This window comes from Paenibacillus sp. FSL R5-0749 (assembly GCF_038595085.1).
GTDB lineage: Bacteria > Bacillota > Bacilli > Paenibacillales > Paenibacillaceae > Paenibacillus.
This window is the reverse complement of sequence record NZ_CP152005.1, coordinates 1973473-1996388: the sequence shown is the minus strand read 5'-3', so window position 1 is coordinate 1996388 and position 22916 is coordinate 1973473. Positions and strand designations below refer to the sequence as shown.

Here is a 22916-nt window from a genome sequence, read left to right as displayed (position 1 = left end):
CTTATTCCCAAGAGATATTCTTTAACTGTCCTTATTTTGTACTTTAAACCTTAACCGTACCTTAAAAACAATTAAAAAGGAGATAAAAGCATGGAAGAATAGATTGTTTTTCCCGTCATAACGGGATTTTATCCTTTCGTTTTCACCCAGCCCTGACGATGCGCATAGATTGCCAATTGGGTTCGATCGTCCATCTCACATTTCATCAGCAGGTTGCTCACATGTGTTTTGACGGTTTTGATACTGATATGTAATTCTTCTCCAATGTCTTTGTTGGTCTTCCCCTCTGCAATAAGCAACAGCACTTCCTTTTCCCGTTCAGTCAAGCCAGATTCACTCTCTCTCGCTGTACGTTGCCTGATTCCCCGAGTCAATGCCTGCGACACATCACCTGTCATAACAGGCATGCCTCTGTAAGCCCCTTGAAGAGCATAGATCAATTCTTCAGCAGAGACTGTCTTGAGCACATAACTTACCGCACCCGCTTCAATCGCTTGCACAACAAGATCATCCTCCAGGAAACTGGTGAGCATCACGATCTTCATCCCTGGAAATTCAGTCATGATAGCTTGTGTTGCTTCTGCGCCATTCATGATCGGCATCATCAGATCCATGAGGATCAAGTCGGGCATTTCATTATCATTTAATTTGCGCAACTGATCAAGCGCATCCTGCCCATGGCCTGCTTCTCCCATCACATGAAAAGTAGGTTCCAGCATCAGATACGTTTTCAAGCCCATTCGTACCATGTCATGGTCATCCACAATCATTACGTTTACTTTCCCACTCATTTCGTCTCCCCCTTAATTCATTCAGAAACATTCGGAAATTTCGGGATCAATACCCGTACCGTCGTTCCCGCTCCCGGCTTCGATATAATCTGGACTTGCCCCCCAAGCTTCTCGGCCCGTTCACGCATGGTAGATAACCCATATGAACCTGGACGCTCGGCTTGATGCAAAAATCCCTGACCATCATCGCTGATGCTCATGCTGATCTGATGTTCACTCTCCCGTATGGACAGACTGACCACCCCTGCCTCTGCATGTTTCACAACATTGGCAACCGCCTCCTGAATAACAAGAAACAGCTGGTGCTCAATGGCATCCGAGATTCCGCCATCCAGTTCCAGCTCTTTCACACCTTTAAGACCATTCTGCCGGCAATAATCAGGAAACCAGCTATCCAGTGCCGCGCTGAGATCACGCCCTTCCAGCTCCACCGGTCGAAGTTGGGCAATGAGTCCTCGCATCTGTCGCTGCGCAATATGTGACATCTGAATTAACTGGTCCAGCACTTTACCGCCATGCTCCGGATTCATCTCCAGCAGACGTGGTAAGGATGAAGCCGACATATGCATGGCAAACAGCTGCTGGCTAACCGTGTCATGGAGATCCCTTGCCATTCGTTTGCGCTCTTCAAGCACAGCGCGCTCCGAGGCCTGCTCCTTCTCAATCACTTCCTGCTCACCGAGACGCTGAAGCAGTCTCATCTTTTTCTCAATCGAATCCATCATGACATTGAACTCCTGGTAGACACGACCGAACGAAGCGTCATCCGCTTCAGGCATGCGTACCGCCAGATTACCCTTGGACACTTTCAACATGTTAAGATCGAGCAGGTCGATCTTGCGCTGAAGTCGTAATGCGGCGATATATCCGGTGATAACGGTGGCCAGCACAATAACGGCAACATAGGTCCATGCCCTTTGACGGCCAGCCCCCATCAACACCTCTCCATATAATAGATAGAACCCACCCAGCGTAATCAGACCCGTTAACGCAAAATACATCATCAGTTCCCACTTATTGGCCTTGAGAATTGTTCGAATCATGCATTAACCCACCTTATTAACTTTGACGTCTCCGATAAACACACTTACAATAATGCGCACCTTTTTGCTTGCCTCACGATAATGGGCAGTTTCAGCCTGCGCACTACTCAGGAATCCGCCGCGTTTCTGATTCAACAATGACATGTCTCCAATGAATGAATTCGTCGTCACCGTCACACCCAGGTCCATATCTTCTGGTACAAATACTTTTACATCACCGATAAATGAAGAAATGACAATCTTCGTCTCACCGTATGGAATCTGTGCTTTGGTCAAATCAATAACGGTATCTCCGATAAAGGCCGAGATGTTCATCGGCTTCAACGAGAACACTTCCTGTCCCATATACAAATCCCCAATGAACGCTGATTTATTAATGGTATTGCCACTGCCATAATCCCCATAACCATTCCCGTAGTCATCATCATAATGTTTTTCATATCCAGTATCACTTGAGTTATGCGATTTATATTTCTTCTTATATTGATGCTCTTGTGATGATGAATCTGTTGATCCTGTGAAATGAGGGCCATATGAGGCGTTCTTCTGTTCCTGCTTAGGTTTGCCAAAAGTTTTCTCGAACTGTTCGTCAAACGAAGATGGCATTTCCAGATCCTCAGGAGACAACGGTTTATAAGGTTGCTCAGGTGCTGGAGGTGGCTGCATTTTATCATGATGTTTCCGGTCGCGACGTCGTGGCCCAATCAGTACGAATAATCCTCCGCCAATTAGCATAACCGGGATCAGGTAACGGATGAACTCCCCCATGGAGTAATCAATCCATCCCAGGTTACGGGCAAGAAAGTAACCACCAATCCCCAGTACGATGACCGGTCCAATAAAAGCATAACCCCCGTTGCGACGAATCTCGGAGATTCCCTTGGCCCCCCACCAGATTAAAAATAACGGCCAATATGTTCTGAAAATATATCCTACATCAATGTCATATCCCAATTGTCTGAACAAGATCATTGCACCTATAGCAATAAGAGGTATGCCAACCCACCAGCGGTCACGCGTAGATCGTTTCATCGCTCATGTCTCCTTCGTCTTTATTATGTATCCAGTGTAACTCAGACAAGGCAATGAGAACAGCGGCGGCAGGTGGAAGTCATCTCGGTCTCAAGACTGAGATGTGAGGATATTTTTGTAAAAAATTCGCATATGTAAAACACCCTGGAGCTGCTGCTCCAGGGTGCTGAATCATCATTGGGTTAATGAATCTTCATTTATTTTTTGTATTTGGATGCTTTGCCTTGACCTTGGCCAGTTTGGCCTGTGTTTTCTACACCGAACTCGGCATTGAATTTTTCATCAGGTGTTTGGAAATTATCTTGAACTTTGTTTTGAGCGGATTGCTTCACTTTAGATGCTGCATTCTCTTCTCCAAACTCTGCATTGTACTTCTCGTTCGGCGTTTGATACCCTTGTGATTTTTTAGCCACAACGAATCACCTCTCTCTTCATATTTACGATGCATTGCTGCACCGCGGGGTTCGTCCCCAGTCAGTATTATGTGGAGAGAGCACTTCTGTTATTCATGTTCACATGTGAAATTAAATGGCCTTGTCCAACCAAGAATCCGGTACAGATTTGTACACATTGATCGCATCAGCCAAATCGCTGAGCATCTTTTCTGTACACTTTCCAGCGCCTTGCCTGATCACCTGTACCTCCACATCCTTTTTGCCCCACTCCTTATACACTTGCTTGGTTGTCGGGAAATACAGATCAATTTTATTGCCTTTGATCGCCGAACCGGTATCTGCAACAATCCCGTATCCATAGCCCGGAATATATAGAATGGAGCCCATTGGAAACAACTTTGGATCAGCTGCAATCGTGGAGACGGTTTCTTTATCACGGCGTACTTTGACACCGGAATACGTAATTCCGTATTGTGGATGTTTGGGGCCTTTACCTGTAGACTCCACACCTGCCGTATATCCTGTTGCTGTCACCTTCTGTGTGCCAAGAACCTGTTCTGAACGTGGGGCAAGCACAGGCATAGATGGATTACCCACTTGTTTATCTGGAAGCTCCGGCTTTGGAATGACCATCGGTTGTGGTGACCACAGTAAAGCCATGTATACCATGGTTGTCAGTTGGGCCTCATCGCTGTATAGATGGTCGGCCTGTTCCGAAAATTCTTGATTAGACTTGCTCGAACGCTCAATCGAAGTCTCACTGCTTCGACTCTCGACATGAAGTACTGCACTTTCCTCTTCAAATGTATACGCATCCGCCTGATTCAGGCTGATCATTATTCCGGCGAACATTACACAACCAACCAGTAAACACCGTATCGTTTTCTTTTGAATTGAGAATTGCTTTTTCATTGTACAACCTCCCCCTCACTGCAAAGGTTTTCCAAAAAGCAATTAATCTATACTTTTCAAAATTGAAAACGACGAAAAAACGCCTGAACAACAAGGGAGTTCCCAAGTTACTCAGGCGTTTATTCAGATAAATCAACTCAGCTTATGCAATGGTTATCCCATAGATCAATGGTTCATTTACACCAAACGTGTTGCAATTTCCTCTTTCAATTGTGCAATAATTTCATCGACCGGTTTCATGCCCAGATCGCCTTCTCCACGCTTACGCACGGATACCGCTTCTGCATTACGCTCATTCTCACCGACAACAAACATATAAGGCATTTTCTCAAGCTGCGCCTCACGGATTTTATATCCAAGCTTCTCATTCCGCAGATCAGCTTCAGCAGAGATTCCCGCACGTTTCAGCTTCGCTTCCACTTCACGCGCATAATCGTCGAAGTTTCCGGATACCGGGATCACTTTGGCCTGAACCGGAGACAACCACAGCGGGAAAGCTCCTGCAAAGTTCTCCAGCAAGAATGCTGTGAAACGTTCCATCGTACTGATTACACCACGGTGAATAACGACCGGACGATGTTTCTGTCCGTCATCTCCCACATATTCAAGCTCAAAGCGCTCAGGCAACAGGAAGTCCAGTTGGACTGTAGACAATGTCTCTTCTTTGCCCAATGCTGTTTTGATCTGCACATCTAGCTTCGGACCGTAGAACGCAGCTTCACCTTCTGCTTCATAGAATGGAAGGTCAAGCTCTTCCACAACTTCACGCAGCATGCGTTGGGACATCTCCCACATCTCGTCGTTCTGGAAGTATTTCTCGGTATCCTTCGGATCGCGATAGGACAGACGGAAACGATATTCGTTGATACCGAAATCCTTGTACACGGTTTGAATCAACTCGATAACACGAGCGAACTCTTCTTTAATCTGATCCGGACGTGCAAAAATGTGTGAGTCATTAAGAGTCATTGCACGTACACGGTGCAGACCTGTCAACGCTCCTGACATTTCATAACGGTGCATCATGCCAAGCTCGGCAATACGGATTGGCAGATCACGGTAGCTGTGCATGCTGGACTTGTACACCATCATATGGTGAGGACAGTTCATTGGACGGAGAACGAGTTCCTCGTTATCCATAACCATTTTCGGGAACATATCTTCCTGGTAGTGCTCCCAGTGTCCAGATGTTTTGTACAATTCCACGTTACCCAGAACCGGTGTGTATACATGCTGGTATCCAAGGCTTTCTTCTAGATCTACAATATAGCGCTCCAGCGTACGGCGCAGCTTCGCACCGTTAGGCAACCAGATTGGCAGACCTTGGCCAACCAATTGGGAGAATGTGAACATTTCGAGCTCTTTACCCAGCTTGCGGTGATCCCGTTTGCGAGCCTCTTCGAGGAAGTGCAAATGCTCGTCCAGCTGTGCTTTTTTCACAAAAGCCGTACCATAGATACGTTGAAGCATTTTGTTTTTGCTATCTCCACGCCAGTAAGCACCAGCGACATTCATCAGTTTGAACACTTTGATTTTGCTAGTCGATGGCACGTGAGGACCACGACACAAGTCGAAGAATTCACCTTGCTCGTAAATCGTGATCACGCTGTCTTCGGGCAAGTCACGAATCAACTCAAGTTTGTAGGGATCGCCCACTTCTTCGAACGTTTTAATCGCATCCTCGCGGCTAACTTCCTTACGTACAATTGGCAAGTTCTCGTTTACAATACGCTCCATTTCCTTCTCGATCTTTTGCAGATCTTCAGGATTGAGCGGGTGTTCGAGGTCCATATCATAGTAAAAACCATCTTCGATGACCGGGCCAATACCAAGGCGTACCTCTTGGTTACCAAATAAACGTTTCACGGCTTGAGCCATCAAGTGAGCTGTACTATGACGCATCACTTCAAGTCCTTCTGGTGAATCCAAAGTTACGATCTCCACCAATGCTCCTTCATGAAGTGTTGTGGACAAGTCCACCACGATACCATCCAGCTTGCCGGCTACGGCATTTTTGCGCAATCCGCTGCTAATCGAAGCCGCTACGTCCTCAATGGTGCTGCCATCCGCGTACTCACGTACCGAACCATCCGGTAATTTAATGTTAACTGCCATTTGTCTCATTCCTCCTGTTAATGTAACCTTCATGTCCTAATGTTCATGGATTGATTATCTAATGCTATTCCAATCATTTTGCAAAGGAACGCAAAAAACACCCGTCCCGGCAAAGGGACGAGTGATATATACTCGTGGTTCCACCCTAATTCAGCTGATTCATCCTATTCGGAGACACAGCCCTCATTGGCATGACGATAACGGGCATGACCCGGCAGATCCTTACTCGCGGATAATCTCCAGTAAAGGCGATGTTCTAAATCCACTTTCAAAATTGCAGCTACAAAGGGGTAAACCATACGTGATAACCGGAGGAAATTTCAGCCAAGGTTCCTCTCTCTGCACCGATCTTGCGTGTGGTCGTTGTCTTTGTCAACGCTTTTGGTTCAATGGTTCACATGAAAAAATCATGGATCAACAGTTATTATAATTGCCGAGATCACTTGCGTCAAGACCTGTCAACAATCCTGAACGCAGCACTTCACATTCCGGGCAATGATGGCAGATTTGCACTTTGTCTTCAAAGATCTGGCAGATGGTCGAGATGATCGGCAGATCGGGGGTACGCGTATGCAGCATAACTTTCTCAGGAGAGATCGAGATGAGAGTACTTACAATCATATCTTCAATATCCATCTCCAGTTCCAGACCGGGCATTTCCACAACGACCTGTTCATCCTTTTGTACGGGTAACAGATTAAGTCCAGCATCCAGGACCTGAAATTCATGCATTCCCTTGTGTACAAGATGAACCAGAGGTACTTTGGCTTCTTGAAAAAAAACAAAATATTTTAACAGCCCCATAAACTCTTCATACTGCCGATCCATCCAGAATTCATCCAGCGCATACTCCACTAATTCCTGAAGCTCCTGTTTATATGGTCGTATGCGGAAGTTGATAATGCCTTCAAGGTGAAAAAAGTGAACATCCTCCAAATCCTGCCGTAGTCCGCTAGCCAACGTAGTACGACGGCGCTCCCGGAGTCCAGGTTGATCCAGATCACCATTTAATAGTAGTGGCATGCAGATTCGATTGACCTTCTCCACCTCATGCTCATCCATGACAGAACATGCCTTGGCGATCATATCCTCCACCATGTTACGTTCTTGTGTCTCCATAATGAAATCGGCGAGCCCAAGGGAGAGCAGATCACTAATCCGGGGAAGCCATTGCTGGAAGTCTTCGTGATTCTCATTCCCTCTGCACACCCAAGCTGCTCTTCCATCATTATGTTTGAAGACAAGCCTGAATCCTCTTTTACTTATATGTAAACCTTTGGTTTTTTCCTTGACACAACGATAAAATTGATCCGCTTCCTCTTGCCCAGATACATCGGTCCATACAGCAAACAGTTCCACAAGAATCACTCCTTTCCTTCCTCTTCAAAGTATATGGCAAGGCCGATGGGGATATACGAAGCGGATTGATGGAAAGCGTGTCATGATTTCTCAGTATATTATGAAGAGGTTTGGAGTTAAGACAAAAATGTGTTATTATTTTAATAACAGTATGTTTCACGGAAAAGGAGGGAAGCCAAAATGCGACAACAACCTAGAATACTCCACTACACGATCATTATCATTTTGTGCGTTTTCCAAGCCTTGTGCTTCCCTATTCCGACGCAGTCCGAATCTGCTGTTGGGGTATCTGTTGAAGCAACTTCCAACAAGGAAGTGCTGTTGCAAATACCCGAAATCCAGCAGAAACCTGTTATTCGCAAATATCCACAAGTCATGACCAAGCTGATTGCGGTTACGCATAATAAGCCTGTCTTTCTTGTCCTCGCATTGTTATTAATGCTGCGAATCCCTACAACGGGTCTGTCCTTTAAACCGTGGTATTGTCTGTTTAAACGCAGATTATTTCTGCTACCTATTAAGTTCACCAGTATGTATGTATCCCTCACCCCTATAGCACCAAAATACGCGAACGCTCTTCAGTAGCCGTTACGACGTATTTACAGGTTGCTTTTGCATGGAGACACCTCTGTATTGAAGACGGTGCGCTTGTGCATATCTTATAACCCTTATTGCACACGTTAGATACAAAGCGATGTTTATCGCCTTAACGAACGAACCTATTTTTGTTTTACCCACACTTACAAATTCAAATCATATGGCTGTGTCAGGAATTTCTGGCTCTGTTTACCCGCATCTTTTGATGTTCCCTAGAGCAGCAGATTATACATTTTCGGGAAATAAGCCTGTCTTCTGTGGCCAGCCCCTAAATATAAGGAGGCAACAATCCATGGATGTACGCGAAACAGACTTGCCGGGAATCGGCAAAAAATTTCAGATTGAAACAAGCAGCGGTGATAAAATTGTCATTATTATTCACGATGACGGTCGGCGGGAAATGTACCACTTCGAGTATGATGATCCCGATCAAAGCATCTCGATGATCACACTTGACGATTACGAAGCACGACAAATTGCTGCTATTGTAGGTGGATTAACTTACAAGCCAAAGCAGCTTGAAAATATTGAAGTCACGTTTGACGACCTGATTATCGAGTGGTACAAAATCGAACCATCCTTCGGATGTATCGGCAAATCCATCGGTGAATTGGATGTACGTCAAAACTCTGGGGCGACGGTTATTGCCGTTGTAGAAAAAAATCACAAAAAACACATCAGCCCAGGTCCGGAGGTAGTTATCAGTGCAGAATCCACGGTAGTAGCCGTTGGCGAACGCAATCAGCAGAAACTGTTTAAATCCCTCCTCCTGACTGGAAGGGGGTAAATAGATGGATCATCTGATATTCGAAGTAGGTCTGGCCCTTGTGCTCATTGCGGCAGCCGGCCTTTTATCAGCAAAACTAAGATTTTCGGTCGTTCCGTTTTATATTCTGATCGGGATGGCCGTTGGGCCACATGCCATGAAAATCTGGCATCTGGACTTCCGCTTCATTGAAAGCCAGCCTTTTATTGATTTCATGGGTCGGATCGGTATTCTGTTTCTTCTCTTCTACCTCGGACTTGAATTCTCGGTAGGTCGTTTAATTAAATCGGGTCGCTCTATTGCAGTTGGCGGCTCGATCTATATCGGAATTAACTTTACGCTGGGATTAATATTCGGTTTTATGTCCGGTTTCCCAGTTGCAGAAGCACTTATTATCGCAGGTATAACTACCATCTCTTCCAGTGCGATCGTGGCCAAGGTACTCGTTGATTTGAAACGAACAGCCAATCCGGAAACAGAGATGATATTGGGTATTATCATGTTCGAAGATGTATTCCTCGCTGTATATATCTCGATCTTGTCCGGACTTGTGCTTAGTGATTCATCCTCCATCGGAGGCGTGCTCATGTCCGCACTTATTGCCCTCGGATTCATGCTTATCGTCATAATTCTTGGACGCAAAGCAACGCCGCTACTAAACAAGTTGCTTAAAATACGATCGAATGAGCTATTCTCTCTTGTTGTATTCGGAGCTTTGTTCCTCGTAGCCGGCTTCTCTGAGACCATTCATGTTGCCGAAGCGATCGGTGCATTATTGGTTGGACTGGTGCTTGCTGAAACAGAACACGCGAAACGGATTGAGCACTTGATTCTGCCGTTCCGTGACTTCTTCGGAGCCATCTTCTTCTTCAGCTTCGGACTGTCCATTGATCCGTTGTCTCTGGGTGGCGAAGCCGTATGGTTAGCTCTGATTGCAGTTGTTATTACATTGTTCGGTAACTTCCTTGCAGGCATGATGGCCGGTCGCAGTGCAGGCCTATCGCCCAAAGCATCAGCCAATATTGGATTAACCATTGTGTCACGAGGTGAATTTTCCATCATCTTGGCCAACATGGGTAAAGCCGGAGGACTGCTGCCAATGATTCAACCATTTGCCGCACTGTATGTCCTAATTCTGGCTATTCTGGGGCCTTTATTAACCAAAGAGTCCAAACATGTATTCCGTTTATTGGATAAAATATTCAAGTTCAAAGATCCTCGGAAAAAGAAAGAAGAACCAAAGGTACTGCAGAAAGAAGGGTAATGCCTATGTCTGTGCAGAACAGACATACGATCGTACTTCGCGGCTCTGCGCCGGTCTTTCTGTGACTAACCCAGGGAGAATGGCTCGAAAGCCGCACAAAGGAGGATGACCTATGAAAGCACCTCTGATATCGGCTAATCCGGTGCCAGCCACCGCCAAGACCAGAATATCATCCACCCGCCGCTGGTTAAACCTATTGCTCGTGATTATGGGTGGAATTCTGGCCTCCGTAGGACTTGAATTGTTCTTACATCCCAATAAGATCATTATTGGAGGCATTACAGGCATTTCCTCCCTCTTCGCCCACTGGACGGAAATGAGGATTGGATTATTCCTATTTTTATTCAATGTTCCGTTCATATTTCTGTCCTACAAGATTGTGAAGAAGAAATTTGTATTGGTTACTGTGCTGGGTCTGGTTGTCTTTTCGATCGGTGCCATTGTGCTTCATCCCATGCCGCCACTTGTAGAGCACCCGCTGGCTGCCGCCATGTTTGGCGGATTATGTCTCGGACTTGGAATTGGGCTCGTCGTGCGGTACGGCGGGACACTGGATACGCTAGAAATCGGTGATCCCTCTTCCCGCCCACCTGAACGTGTATTTAGCGGAAAACGGATGCTTATCGAAAAAATAATCATGCTGCTTAACTTGTTAATACTGACAGCCGCAGGTGTTGTCTTTGGCTGGGACCAAGCGATGTATTCCGTAATCGCCTACCTTATTGCTTATGAAATGGTCTACATTGCGTTCAGGGGTTTCTCTTCCAAACGTAAAGTATGCATTTTGACCACACAAAGCTCTCAGGTTGAAAAAGCTGTACGCAAACGGCTGCGCCGTGAACCTGGAACGCTGGAAGCCACTTCTGACTCAACACAAATCGCGATGGCGGAAGGATGGATCAGGCAGATCCCCGGTGCACTTTATTATGAGGTACATGTTCTGGAGATGGTCTGGTTGAAGTCCATTGTGCGTCACATTGATCCGCATGCGGGCATTATGACCAATCCGGAAAAATAAAAAAAACGCTCTCTTTCCCTATGGATGGTATTGTCCACCAAGGTCAGAGAGCGTTTTTTTCTGTTATCCGATTTACTTATGATTATAGCTCAACGATGGCTTTGACTACATGTGAATCTGGCAAGAGCCATTGGTCGATTGTAGCAGGTAACTCATCAAACTCCACTCGGTGTGTGATATAACCATTCATACTTAATTTCTTTTGACGCAGGGTTGACAAGACTTGTTCAAAATCTTCACGGGTTGCGTTTCGGCTGCCCAGCATGCTCATCTCCCGCTTGTGAAACTCAGGATCATGGAAAGTAATATCCGCTTTCACCAGTCCGACGAAAATGAGTTGACCACTGTGCGCCACATATTGAATGGCCTCATTCATGGAATTCACGTTACCGGTTGCGTCGAAGACCGCTGTAGCATAGTCGCCTCCCGTAATTTCAGCCACTTGTTGTACAGCCTGTTCATTGGCCTGTACCAATTCATCCGCTCCAGCCCAAGTCCGGCTAAGCTCGAGCCTGTCCAGGTTACGGTCAACGGCAATAACATGGGCACCTGCCTGTTTGGCAAATGCCATGACGCCAAGCCCAATCGGGCCAGCTCCAATCACAACTACATGCTCACCAGGCTTAATTCCCGCTCTCCTGACCGCATGGGCTCCAATGCTTAAGGGTTCTACCATTGCGGTCTCATCCAGTGTCAAACCTTCTGCTGAAAGCAGATGTGAGACCGGCACGCTGATTCTTTCTCTCATGCCTCCGTCTACATGGACGCCCATGACTTGCATGGACACACAACAATTGGTTTTTCCACTGCGACAAGCAATACAATGACCGCAATGCAGATATGGAATAATGCTTACCTGATCCCCTGGACATAGCCCTGCATCGTTCGGACCGATCTCTTCAATAACACCCGCCAGTTCATGACCCAGCACGCGAGGATAGGTAAAGAATGGCTGATTGCCTTTATATGCATGCAGATCTGTTCCACAGATTCCAATCCGCCTTATCGCAACCAGCGCCTCTCCTTCCGCACGTTCCGGTTGAGGCAGGTCTTGCAGCTCTAAACGATCTATTTCTTCACACACAATGGCTCTCATCATTGTTCCCCCTTGAATGTTTCTAATGTCATGTTGTTATAACTCCGCATTATATTCAGGACGCCCGCTTGACCACGTCTCATTATGCAATGGAGCCAATATGCGCAGCACTTCATCCAGCAGCCCTTGATCTATCGGTTCTTCGATCCAGGCTGCGTTATTGACGATATTACGCTGATTAGCACTGCTCACCAGTGTAGTTGGAATACGTTCACTCGACGTGGAAAATTGCACGGCCAGCTTGGCAATGTCACTGCCTTGATCTGCACAGAATTGTGCAGCCTCCAGACAGAGCTGCTTCACCCGTTCACCTGCCGGATGCCAAGCAGGAGCACCTCGGGTGCTTAACAAGCCCATAGAAAGAGGCGAAGCATTCACGAGGCCAATTTCTTTCTTTTCCAACAAAGGCAACAAAGATAACAATGAGGTATCGTTCAATGAATAATGACAATACGAGATGATTGCATCCGCATTAATCTGTGGCAGAACCTTCTCGAACAATGGCAAGGGTAATCCGCAAATGCCCGCATGACGAATAACTCCCTGTTCTTTCAGACGCAGCAACGTTGGAAAAGCTTCTTCGATAATAATCTCTGCTGGCACAAATTCAATATCATGCAGGAACAAAATATCAATATAATCGGTATGCAATCGCTTGAGGCTCTCTTGTACACTATCCTGAATACGCTTACGTGAAAAATCAAACTCATTTTCCCCATACCGTCCGGCTTTGGTTGATAACATATATGAACTGCGCGGCAAGCTGCGGATAGCCTCACCCAACACCGTCTCTGCCTTTGTCAATCCATAATAAGGCGAAACGTCTATGTAATTCATTCCGGCATCTACAGCAGCATGTACAGTGCGAATTCCCTCTTCCCGGTCAATGTCACGAAATACAGAGCCAAGTGAGGATGCTCCAAAACTCAATACAGGAACGTCCAGTTCGGTCTTTCCAAGTGTTCTTCTCTTCATTGGTTTGCCCCTTCCAACATGTCTGACTACACAAGTTCCTTTTCATTGTAACAGTTCAATTACAATATAAAATATCGCCAATTGCGTAACATGTACTGTTTAATGACCTCAATCTCCAGAAAAAATCAAAAAGCCCGCCGTTCCTCCAGACGGAGTAGTCAGCGGGCTTGCTTCATTAATACTCATCTAACGATCAGCATATATGGAAGTGGTATACAAATATTATAATTAGTTCTGCATTACGAAATCTTCATGCACGGTATTCTCTTCATCGAACATGCGCAAGATGTCGTAACGGGTGTTACGTTGTGCGGGAATATAACCGGCCTCTCGAATCAAACGTAAAATGGATTCAATGTTCACTTTGTAAGTTGCACCCGCAGCAGATACAACGTTCTCTTCAATCATGGTGCTGCCGAAGTCATTACATCCAAATTCAAGCGACTTCTTACCGATCTCAGGACCCATGGTTACCCAAGAGGATTGAATGTTCTTAATATTATCAAGCACCAGTCGGCTGATGGCTACAGTCTTCAAGTACTCTTCCGGCGTCTGACGCTCCAGCTTAAGGTTGGTATTGTCTGGCTGGAAAGTCCAAGGAATGAACGCCAGGAAACCTTCGGAATCATACTTGTTCGCAATACATTCATCCTGAGCTTCACGTACACGGAGCAAGTGTAAAGCACGCTCTTCCATCGATTCACCAAGGCCGATAACCATCGTTGCCGTGGTATTCATGCCGATGCGGTGTGCAGTTTGCATAACGTCCATCCAATCCCGCCATGAACCTTTCAAACGGCTGATTTTCCGACGTGTACGGTCATCCAGAATTTCAGCGCCGCCGCCAGGCAAGGAATCCAGTCCAGCTTCGTGTATAGCACGAACAACCTCTTCCAATGTAAGGCCATCGGAGACTTCAACCATTTTCATAATCTCAGCAGGTGAGAACGAGTGCATCGTGATGTTCGGGAAACGCTCCTTGATGGCTTTCAACAGGTCTGTATAATAGCTGAAAGGCAAGTTTGGATTCGTACCACCTTGCATCAAAATTTCGGTACCATTCACATCTTCCGTTTCCTGAATCTTCTGGAAAATAACTTCATCTGGAAGCACATAACCTTCATCTGAACCAGGTCTGCGGTAGAAAGCACAAAAACGGCAGTACACATCACACACGTTCGTGTAGTTGACGTTACGCCCAATTACAAATGTTCTGTATGGCTCAGGGTGCATGCGTTTCATAACGACATTAGCAGCTGCCCCGATTTTGTCCACTTCATTGGATTCAAATAACTGAATCGTGTCTTCCAAGTCCAAACGTTCGCCCCGAAGGGCTTTATCTAAGATACGGTCTACCGTACTCATCGTAAAAAAGCCTCCCTCATGAAGAGAAATTATATAACGATCCGTCCCAACTTGTTCAAAAGAAGCAAGTTCTGGTGGCAACATCGCATTTCTGTACTCCACATATCGTAACACAGGTTACATGTGAAAAAAAGCACCTTATGTACAGGTGCTTTAAAAATAAGTAAAAATTTTTACATATGGAATGGAATTTATCCGAACTTAAGTGATACTCATAAGGGTATTTGGATACTCCCTTTTGTTAGGATTCCTGAAGTGCTTGTTCCAAATCTACAATCAGATCTTCGATATCTTCCAGACCTACCGAGAAACGCAGCAACCCGTCTGTAATGCCACGGTCCCGGCGAACCTCAGCCGGCATTGCTGCATGAGACATCATCGCTGGGTAGGACAGAATACTCTCGACAGCTCCCAGGCTTACAGCAACAATGGGTAGCTTCACCCGGTTAAGAACTGCTTTTGCACGATCTCCTGAACCGACGTCAAATGAAACGACAGCTCCATATCCTGTTGACTGGCGCTCATGTGCCTCGCGGCCCGGATGATCCTCCAGTCCAGGGTAAAAGACAGCGGTAATATCACTGCGCTCATTAAGCCATGCCGCAAGTCTGGCTGTACTCCGTTCACTATGAGCCATACGAGCCCCCAAGGTTTTCATCCCGCGCATCAGAAGCCAGGATTCTTGTGCCCCGAGTACAGTTCCAAGTCCATTCTGCAACTGTTTCAGTTGTACGCCAAGTGATTCCGTGCGAGCAACTGCTAAGCCTGCCAGCACATCACTATGCCCCCCTAGGAACTTGGTAGCACTATGTACGACGATATCCACACCAAGCTCAATTGGACGCTGATAGTACGGTGTCATAAAGGTGTTATCCAGAATCGTGATCAGGTCATGTTCCTTCGACCAGTCAGTTACGGCAGCGATATCCGTAATACGCAGAGTAGGGTTGGATGGTGTTTCCATATAAACTGCCTTGGTGTTTGGCTTGAGCGCCGCTTTTACTTCATCTATATTGGTCATGTCCACAAAAGTCGTCTCAATCTGCATACGGCTTAATATGGAAGTAAGCAACCGATACGTGCCTCCATATACATCTTCCGTTACAATCATGTGATCCCCTGCGGAGAACATCATGAACACGCTGGAGATCGCAGCCATCCCCGATGAATAGGCGAATCCTCGCGCTCCGCCCTCCAGCAGTGTGATGTAATCTTCCAGAGCCTGACGTGTCGGATTACCCGAACGACTGTAATCATGTTGAGGTGGATTGAAGATATCAAAATGATGGAAGGTTGAGGCTTGATAGATTGGCACACTGGAGGCTCCAGTTGTTTTGTCAATTTCATCACCAAAATGAAGCAATTTGGTATCAAATTTCAATTCAGAATTGGGCTTGTTGTTGGACTCACTCATGAGTGCACGCCTCCTTCAACTTCCTGTTGTGCAGCTGTCAGAGCATTGCCAAGATCTGCAATCAGATCATCCGCATGTTCAATGCCTACAGAGAACCGGAGCAGTCGGTCATCGACACCTACAGCATCACGAATTTCAAGCGGAATATCCGCATGCGTTTGTACCGCTGGGTAGGTCATGAGTGATTCCACTCCACCGAGACTTTCGGCAAAAGCAATCAGTTTGATATGACGCAGCAATGGTTCAACGTAACGTGCATCCTTCACTTTAAAAGAGAAAATACCTGTGTTACCTGTGGATTGTTTATTTTGTATCTCATACCCTGGATGATCCGACAGGCCTGGATGATACACTTCACCCACTGCTGGATGCTCAAGCAAATATTTGGCAATGGTAAGCGCATTGTACTCATGACGCTCCATGCGAAGAGCCAGCGTTTTCATCCCTTTCATCAACTGGTAGGAGTCACTTGGAGACAATACCGCTCCAATGGAATTATGCAGGAACGCCATCTCTGCAGATAATGCCTCACCCTTGGTTATAATTAGTCCGGCCAGCACATCATTGTGTCCGCCCAGATATTTGGTAGCGCTATGAATGATGATATCGGCACCCAGTTCAATCGGACGTTGGAAAAATGGAGTCAACAACGTGTTGTCAACAATGGTCAACAGGTTGTAACTTTTCGCCCAGGAAGCAACGGCTTCCACATCGGTGATCATCATCAATGGATTGGTTGGTGTCTCAATAAATACCGCTTTGGTATTTGGCTGACGAACCTTCTCCAGTGCTGCAAGGTCATTCGTATCTACATAACTGGCAGTTACGCCAAAACGAGACAGAATGCGTTCAAGCAGACGATAGGTTCCACCGTATAGATCCAACGATACAATCAGATGATCCCCTTGACCAAACATGGCAAAGATCGTTTGCAGTGCAGCCATACCCGAGCTACAGGCAAACCCCGCATCACCAGACTCTAGCGCTGCGGCTGCTTCTTCCAATACCTTACGGGTTGGATTCGTCGTACGAATATAATCAAACCCCGTGCTTTGTCCTAGCTTCGGGTGGCGAAACGCAGTGGATTGATAGATCGGAAAGTTAATGGCGCCTGTTACCGGTTCATTGATGGACCCTATTTGTGCTAAGCGGCTTTCGATTTTCAACTTGTTGTTGTCTTCCATTGCTGCATCCTCCTGTAATCTCGATTAGATTTGCGGGCCAATATCGTAAGGTGTTTCTTGATACACATAGTAATTGAGCCAGTTAGAGAATAATAAGTTGGCATGAGCGCGCCAGGTAGCCGGTGGCACACGGGAAGGATCGTTATTTGGATAATAGTGTCTAGGCAATGCAATATCCAACCCTCTGGCTACATCCCGGTCATACTCCCACTTTAATGAGAACGGGTCGTACTCGGCATGACCTGTGGCAAAAATTTGTTTGCCGTCTTTGGTCGCAACCAGGAAGATACCCGCTTCCTCGGATTCAGCCAAAATCTCTAAATTTTCATTCTTTTCAATATCTTCGCGTCTCACTTCCGTATGACGGGAATGTGGAACGTTGAATACTTCATCAAATCCACGCAACAATGGAACATGTGGTTTATTGATCGTATGTGGGAAAACGCCAAAGCACTTTTCATCAAGTGGTACTTTCGGCACATCAAAATGATGGTATAAACCTGCTTGGGAAGCCCAACATATGTGGAGGGTTGAAGTCACATTGGTTTTGGTCCATTCGAAGATCTCCTGGATCTCATTCCAATAGTTCACGTCTTCGAAATCCATCTGTTCCACCGGGGCACCCGTAATAATCATGCCATCGAAACGGCGGTGTTCAATCTCGTCGAAGGTTTTATAGAACAGATCCAAATACTCCTGAGACGTATTCTTCGACGTATGGGATTTTGGGTGTACGAGAACAACATCCACCTGAATAGGCGTGTTTCCGACCAGACGAAGCAATTGTGTTTCGGTCGTTTCCTTTGTCGGCATCAGGTTTAATATAGCGATACGGAGTGGACGAATATCCTGCTGGTATGCAGAAGTTTCATCCATGACGAAGATATTCTCTCCTTCAAGTACTTCTTTTGCTGGTAAAGTATCCGGAATTTTGATTGGCATGGTAAGTCTAACTCCTCCTTGTGCATAGATAGATGCAGCTGCCACTGGCTTGATGTCTTCATATCAATACAGTGACAGACTGCCTTGAGCTTGTAAAAACATTGAATTGCTCCTTCATCCAACGTTACAAACAACCTCAAGTTCCTTAGCGAAAATCACTGCTGAGAAGTCGGGGCATATGACAAAGACCTTCCTCGGATTTCGAGAAAGGTCATATGTAAATAGATATGCGCCTCTCTCATCTCTCAGTTACAACAGTGCCACTTGACACTAGGTCGCTGCAAGAATTAGCACCGTGCGGTATACCGCCGGTTGCCGGGTTTCATCGGGCCAGTCCCTCCACCTACTCTTGATAAGATTTCGCTGTATTAGATTGTAATTTAATATGGTTCACCGTCTACTTTATTACATTAATGCCTTTACGTCAAGGTGCAGTTCTCTGTCTGCTGTCCAGATCGGAACCGTTCTTCATCCGTTGTCATACACTGCCTCAGGGCGCGAAATAGACACATTTTTGCGCTTGAAAGCACCTTGTACCAGCGGTATACTAAACAAGGTGTTATAAACCCTTATGTGAGAGGTGACATATTAAATGGATGGCGACCCGAGGCCTGACTGGCAGCCGAATTCCGACAAACTGCATAGAGAATTGACATCAGCATGCCGGCAGCGGGACGTGACTTCCGTTTGATTATATAGTGAACGCAGCCCTGATCTCCAGGCTCCGCTGCCGACCGGCTGATTTGTTCTTTTTGCGCCCATAATGATAATATCCGCCGAGTTGGCGGGTGCAGAAGGAGTAGATTAACGATGAAAATCCGGTTGGTAAACAACGGTGTGTTTATTCCGGTGGACGATATTCAGCAGGCGCTGACTCCACCAGCGGAAGGATTTTACTGGATTGATGCAGATGTAGACGATTTGGCGGTACTTCAACCGCTGTTCTTGATGCATGATCTGGCTGTGGAAGACTGTCTTAGTGACGAAGAACAACGTCCGAAGATTGAAATTTATGAGAACCATTATTTTATTGTAATCAATAGCATACGTTTCGATGATGAAGAGATTTTTCTGCGTGCAGTCAACTTGTTCCTTGGCAGACATTTTATTATTAGTGTTACGAAGCAAAAGGTCAGCGAATTGCGCACACTGAAACCAATCCTGTGGGAACAGGAAATCAGTACACCGGATCGTCTGCTCTATTTGCTGGTTGACTTGATTGTTGATAATTATTTCACCGTAGGTGACCGAATTGAAGCACGGATTGAGAAGCTTGAGGAAGACATTCTGATGCATACCAAAAAGTCACATCTGAATGAAATCATCGGGCTGCGCAGTGAGATTCTGTGGCTGAAAAAAGTCCTTGGACCTCAGAAAGAGGTCATTAACACACTGAACAAAAAAGATCTGCGTCTCATCGATGATCAACTGCAAAAGTATTTCAGTGACATCTATGAAAATGCCGTAAAAATTTCGGAAACCTTTGAGACTTATCGCGACCTGATGGGCAACTTGCGAGAAGCCTACCAATCCAGTATAGCGAACCGGGCGAATGAGATCATGCGTGTGTTTACCGCCATTACCACGGTCTTCATGCCGCTGACGGTTATTACCGGAATATACGGTATGAACTTTACGAATATGCCCGAGCTTAACTGGAAATACAGCTATTTTGTTGTAATTGGCCTGATGGTTACACTGGGCCTGAGCATGTTCTTCATTTTCCGCAAAAAAGACTGGGTATGAACTCGTACGAAATAACAAAGACGATGCGCTCCTCTTGGAGGAACGCGTCGTCTTTTTCTATACCCTGCAACTAACTTACATTCCGCTCTGTCTCTGCATGCCGACGGAAGCGGATGCGAATCATGCGCAGTTTTTCATAGACCTGCTCCAGACTTCCTCCGTCGGGCTTCTCCGCTCCATACACCTTATGTAATACTGGCTTCAGGAACGTATCTCCCAGCTCCTCATATGCACTCCATACAGCCTCTTGTTCGTTCTCTGGCATCACAGCAAGCTCCACATCAAGAAGGCAATCGGTGTCATAACCTTCGAGATCCAGTGTCTCTAACAGCTCAATCAACTCGCGTCGGGATAATCCGGATCGATTAACGATTTCTTCTAACGTATGCCCTTCCTTCATGCCTTCAAGCACCTGCTTGCGCGTGGTGAACTTATCAAGTTCCTGTTTGTACTTCTGCTCTCTCTGCTTGTATAACCAGTTCTCATACTCTTCTTCCTTCAGCGCCGTGTACACCCATTCAAGCGGGAATGTCGTTGAACGCTCCAACCCGTTCGTAATCTCCATCCATTCCGCACCATAGTCGGTCGCTTTGCTCTCCCCTACGCCCGGCAATTGCATCAGTTCATCCATCGATTGCGGCACAAAGGCACTGATCAAACGCAGCAGACGATTCGTTGCAATAAAATACGGTGCCTTCCGGTCAGACACGGCTCTCTTTCTACGCCAGGCGCACAAATCCGTATATAACTGCTCATTGCCGTATAACTCACTGTAACAATGGAGTCGCTGCCCACCATAACTGCGCAACTTCAAATCATCATTCTCATGAAATAACCCCTGTAACTGCGGTCGGTATCCCTCACTCATCTGTATGGCGAGCTGATGACGATAAATATGAAGCAGTTCCTCCCAAGAAGTCCCTTCATACCAGATGCTGTCCTCACGTTCTCCTTCCTCGTAGCGACTCCATCCCAGCTGCCAACCATCCTCCTCTTCCCCAATCCATAGCTGTGCATACTCTGCATTTTGATCTGACATTCTGGACAATCTGTTCATGAAAATGACTTCCATCTCCGTTCCCTCCCTTTAACATTTCAGCCTAAACGGGTTAGCTACACTACCTAAAGGCAGCACAAAAAAACACCTCTCCTGCAAAATCCATGCAAGAGAGGTGCTTCCTCATTAACCGTACTATGCTGTTGCCCATATCATACCACAATGGTAAAATTCGTCAATCCCTTATTGATCTACTTATTTAATGCCAGTTTGGCAAGCGCCAGCGAACCACATAGTCCCGCATTGTCACCAAGTCCCGGTGAAACAACATACTGGTCAATCTCGGATTGAAGTGCGGGATGCTGAACATATCCAGCCAGCAACTCCTGCAGTTTGCTACGAACCATCGGGAACAGGTGCTCCTGCTTCATTACTCCGCCACCCATTACGATTTTCTGTGGAGAGAGAATGAGAACATAATTCATCAGTGCATGTGCCAGGTAATGTGCTTCAATCTCCCATGCTTTATGATCTGCAGGCAGTTCATAAGCCGGTTGCTCCCAACGTTTGTTAATGGCTGGGCCTGCTGCAAGGCCTTCGAGGCAGTCGCCATGATACGGACAGAAACCTTCGTATGTATCCTCCGGATGTCTGCGTACAATGATATGTCCCATCTCTGGATGTGACAATCCATGGACCATTTTACCGCCAACTACAGCACCTGCACCAATACCTGTACCCACCGTGATATACAGACAGCTCTCAAGACCTTGTGCAGCGCCCCAGGTTGCTTCTCCAAGTGCCGCACCATTCACATCCGTATCAAATGTCATCGGTACATCAAAATGCTCCTTGAGCTTGCCAATCACGTTATATTGTCCCCAATGTGGCTTCGGTGTTGTTGTGATATAGCCATACGTCGGGCTTCCTTCAATCGGATCAATCGGACCAAATGAACCTACGCCCAGAGCTTCAATGCCTTTGCCTTCAAAAAACGAAATCACTTGAGCCATTGTCTCTTCCGGTGTTGTTGTTGGAAAACTTACGCGTTCCAGAACTTCTCCGTTTTCTGTGCCAATACCACATACAAATTTGGTTCCGCCTGCTTCAATTGCGCCTAAGATCGTCATGTTAGTCACACTCCCAAGTTAGTTTAAAAAGGAAATCATTTTTCGTGCTTTACTTGATGACACTATAGTTATCCTGCTACTTGTTCTCCAGCTTGGACAATCGTTTCATTAACGTCTGCCTCCAGCTGTCTGACAGCGCAGAAATGGCTAGCAGCGCCTGGATACCTTCGACATTTTCTTTCCCCTGATGCATAATTCGATTGGCTTCAAGAACGGTCATTGATGCAGGATCGGTGCTGATCCGTCGAAATGTCGATGAAGGACTTACCTCACCTTCTTGCAGGACACGAAAGTAAAAGCCGGTATATCCACTCTCCTGAAAATATACAGGCAGTTCCTTATAATCATACCGCGCGCCCAGCTTGAAGCAAGGTTGTCTGGGCTGACTGACCTGCACTGTGGCTTCGCCCAACTCGTAGACATCACCAATCCGAACGACTTCTTCGGCACAGCCTTCAACCGTCAGATTTTCTCCACAAGCTCCCCAGTCCAGCTTGCGATCCATCAACTGTTCCAGCTCCGGATAACGACTGTAATCGTATACACAAACGGCCTTGTCAGGGCCTCCATGATGCACCAGATCCGCCTGCGCATCCCCTGTCATTCCAGTGAATGACAGGAAAACCGCGTCGGATACAGGGTGTTTCACAATGCCGCTCAGCACTTCACGCTTCTGCCCAGAGAGCGGTTGCAGCAGTCCTACATTGATGGCCAGAACAGCTGTACTACCCTCCTCTGGCTTTCGATCAGATGTGAGTGTCATTTGCGTCATCCC

At 46.4% G+C, this 22916-nt stretch carries 21 protein-coding genes and 1 riboswitch; of the genes, 5 read left to right on the top strand and 16 right to left on the bottom strand.

Translation table 11 applies throughout. The annotated features are described in order from the left end of the window. Positions 1-128: 128 nt before the first annotated feature. The 7 genes from MKY85_RS09025 to MKY85_RS08995 all read right to left on the bottom strand — a co-directional run bounded on the left by MKY85_RS09025 (position 129) and on the right by MKY85_RS08995 (position 7656). Positions 129-791 (bottom strand): response regulator transcription factor, encoded by a 663-nt coding sequence (locus tag MKY85_RS09025; RefSeq protein WP_339240881.1) that lies wholly within the window; start codon positions 789-791, stop codon positions 129-131. A 17-nt stretch (positions 792-808) separates the two neighbouring features. After that, on the bottom strand, positions 809-1834 hold the full coding sequence (locus MKY85_RS09020; RefSeq protein WP_339240879.1) for a sensor histidine kinase: 1026 nt from the start codon (positions 1832-1834) through the stop codon (positions 809-811). 3 nt (positions 1835-1837) lie between these two features. Further along, positions 1838-2866 (bottom strand): cell wall-active antibiotics response protein LiaF, encoded by a 1029-nt coding sequence (liaF, locus tag MKY85_RS09015; protein ID WP_342572414.1) that lies wholly within the window; start codon positions 2864-2866, stop codon positions 1838-1840. A 197-nt stretch (positions 2867-3063) separates the two neighbouring features. Next, positions 3064-3279, bottom strand: coding sequence for a hypothetical protein (locus tag MKY85_RS09010; RefSeq protein WP_339240876.1), 216 nt, complete (start codon positions 3277-3279; stop codon positions 3064-3066). A gap of 111 nt (positions 3280-3390) precedes the next feature. Continuing rightward, positions 3391-4173, bottom strand: a complete 783-nt coding sequence (locus MKY85_RS09005; protein ID WP_339260052.1) for a 3D domain-containing protein — start codon at positions 4171-4173, stop codon at positions 3391-3393. Positions 4174-4350: 177 nt separating this feature from the next. Next, on the bottom strand, positions 4351-6288 hold the full coding sequence (gene thrS / locus MKY85_RS09000; RefSeq protein WP_339240873.1) for a threonine--tRNA ligase: 1938 nt from the start codon (positions 6286-6288) through the stop codon (positions 4351-4353). 414 nt (positions 6289-6702) lie between these two features. After that, positions 6703-7656: a putative sporulation protein YtxC gene (locus MKY85_RS08995; protein ID WP_339240871.1), complete on the bottom strand. Its 954-nt coding sequence runs from the start codon at positions 7654-7656 to the stop codon at positions 6703-6705. Positions 7657-7827: 171 nt separating this feature from the next. On the opposite strand from MKY85_RS08995, the gene MKY85_RS08990 reads away from it, so the two are divergent. From MKY85_RS08990 to MKY85_RS08975, 4 genes are all read left to right on the top strand, one after another. After that, positions 7828-8232: a hypothetical protein gene (locus tag MKY85_RS08990; protein WP_342572413.1), complete on the top strand. Its 405-nt coding sequence runs from the start codon at positions 7828-7830 to the stop codon at positions 8230-8232. 304 nt (positions 8233-8536) lie between these two features. Further along, positions 8537-9031, top strand: a complete 495-nt coding sequence (locus MKY85_RS08985; RefSeq protein ID WP_091032736.1) for a cation:proton antiporter regulatory subunit — start codon at positions 8537-8539, stop codon at positions 9029-9031. Positions 9032-9035: 4 nt separating this feature from the next. Next, a complete protein-coding gene (locus tag MKY85_RS08980; RefSeq protein WP_339240867.1) occupies positions 9036-10274 on the top strand; it encodes a cation:proton antiporter in 1239 nt (412 codons plus the stop codon). Between the two features lie 112 nt (positions 10275-10386). Continuing rightward, a complete protein-coding gene (locus MKY85_RS08975; protein ID WP_342572412.1) occupies positions 10387-11292 on the top strand; it encodes a YitT family protein in 906 nt (301 codons plus the stop codon). Between the two features lie 82 nt (positions 11293-11374). Here MKY85_RS08975 and MKY85_RS08970 read toward each other — a convergent pair whose 3' ends face one another. From MKY85_RS08970 to metA, 6 genes are all read right to left on the bottom strand, one after another. Further along, a complete protein-coding gene (locus MKY85_RS08970) occupies positions 11375-12388 on the bottom strand; it encodes a zinc-binding alcohol dehydrogenase family protein (RefSeq protein ID WP_342573318.1) in 1014 nt (337 codons plus the stop codon). Between the two features lie 36 nt (positions 12389-12424). Next, a complete protein-coding gene (locus MKY85_RS08965; protein WP_342572411.1) occupies positions 12425-13363 on the bottom strand; it encodes an aldo/keto reductase in 939 nt (312 codons plus the stop codon). 228 nt (positions 13364-13591) lie between these two features. Beyond that, positions 13592-14728, bottom strand: coding sequence for a cyclic dehypoxanthinyl futalosine synthase (mqnC, locus tag MKY85_RS08960; protein WP_339240862.1), 1137 nt, complete (start codon positions 14726-14728; stop codon positions 13592-13594). 241 nt (positions 14729-14969) lie between these two features. Next, the gene (locus tag MKY85_RS08955; protein WP_339240860.1) at positions 14970-16142 is read right to left on the bottom strand and encodes an aminotransferase class I/II-fold pyridoxal phosphate-dependent enzyme; all 1173 of its coding nucleotides are present in this window, start codon (positions 16140-16142) and stop codon (positions 14970-14972) included. Then, a complete protein-coding gene (locus MKY85_RS08950) occupies positions 16139-17326 on the bottom strand; it encodes a PLP-dependent transferase (protein WP_342572410.1) in 1188 nt (395 codons plus the stop codon). The genes MKY85_RS08955 and MKY85_RS08950 overlap by 4 nt, the downstream gene beginning before the upstream one ends. A gap of 24 nt (positions 17327-17350) precedes the next feature. After that, complete coding sequence (gene metA / locus MKY85_RS08945) at positions 17351-18268, bottom strand: homoserine O-succinyltransferase (protein WP_339260044.1); 918 nt, start codon at positions 18266-18268, stop codon at positions 17351-17353. 235 nt (positions 18269-18503) lie between these two features. Then, positions 18504-18627, bottom strand: a riboswitch (SAM riboswitch). 451 nt (positions 18628-19078) lie between these two features. On the opposite strand from metA, the gene corA reads away from it, so the two are divergent. Continuing rightward, entirely contained in the window at positions 19079-20014 is a 936-nt protein-coding gene (corA, locus tag MKY85_RS08940; RefSeq protein WP_062833460.1) for a magnesium/cobalt transporter CorA, read from the top strand. Positions 20015-20084: 70 nt separating this feature from the next. On the opposite strand, the gene MKY85_RS08935 is transcribed toward corA, so the two are convergent. The 3 genes from MKY85_RS08935 to MKY85_RS08925 all read right to left on the bottom strand — a co-directional run bounded on the left by MKY85_RS08935 (position 20085) and on the right by MKY85_RS08925 (position 22904). After that, positions 20085-21086, bottom strand: coding sequence for an HRDC domain-containing protein (locus MKY85_RS08935; RefSeq protein WP_339240856.1), 1002 nt, complete (start codon positions 21084-21086; stop codon positions 20085-20087). A gap of 176 nt (positions 21087-21262) precedes the next feature. Then, a complete protein-coding gene (locus tag MKY85_RS08930) occupies positions 21263-22141 on the bottom strand; it encodes an ROK family protein (RefSeq protein ID WP_017689617.1) in 879 nt (292 codons plus the stop codon). A 76-nt stretch (positions 22142-22217) separates the two neighbouring features. Continuing rightward, positions 22218-22904 (bottom strand): MOSC domain-containing protein, encoded by a 687-nt coding sequence (locus MKY85_RS08925; RefSeq protein ID WP_342572409.1) that lies wholly within the window; start codon positions 22902-22904, stop codon positions 22218-22220. Positions 22905-22916 lie beyond the last annotated feature (12 nt).